The sequence below is a fragment of the Sinorhizobium sp. P24N7 genome (genome assembly GCF_042436655.1).
In the GTDB taxonomy this organism is placed as follows: Bacteria; Pseudomonadota; Alphaproteobacteria; order Rhizobiales; family Rhizobiaceae; genus Sinorhizobium; species Sinorhizobium meliloti_A.
In genome coordinates this window covers 1-398 of record NZ_JBHMIW010000151.1, presented here as the reverse complement: position 1 = coordinate 398, position 398 = coordinate 1, and the positions used below count along the sequence as shown (strand labels likewise).

Here is a 398-nt window from a genome sequence, read left to right as displayed (position 1 = left end):
CGGCGGCAGAGGCGATGAGGTCGGTCGCGGCCGCTGAGACGGTCTCCACGCCGTGCTGGGCGATGGTCTGCTCCAGCCGCCGCCGGCCAGCCGTCAGCGCGGCGAGCATGGCGCGGATGTCGCCCATGTTGGCGTCCGGCGTGCGGCTGTTGGCATCGAGGAACAGGCGGACCTCCGGCGTCATGTCGCCGCGCTTCATCAGCTTGACGGGGGGGATGCGCAGGCCCTCCTGGAAGATCTCCGTATTGACCGGCGAGATGCTCGACGGCACCCGTCCACCGACATCCGAGCAATGCACGAAGCACCAGCCATAGGCGACGATCCGGCCCTCGTGGAAATAGGGCTCGATCATGTGCAGGTCGGGCAGGTGAGTAGCGAGGCCTTCCGAACGGTAAGGA

1 protein-coding gene is annotated in these 398 nt (G+C 67.6%); it reads right to left on the bottom strand.

The window, feature by feature from the left end; all coding sequences use genetic code 11:
• A partial coding sequence (locus ACFHWW_RS34385; protein ID WP_379943871.1) for a hydantoinase B/oxoprolinase family protein occupies positions 1-398 on the bottom strand: 398 nt, incomplete at both ends.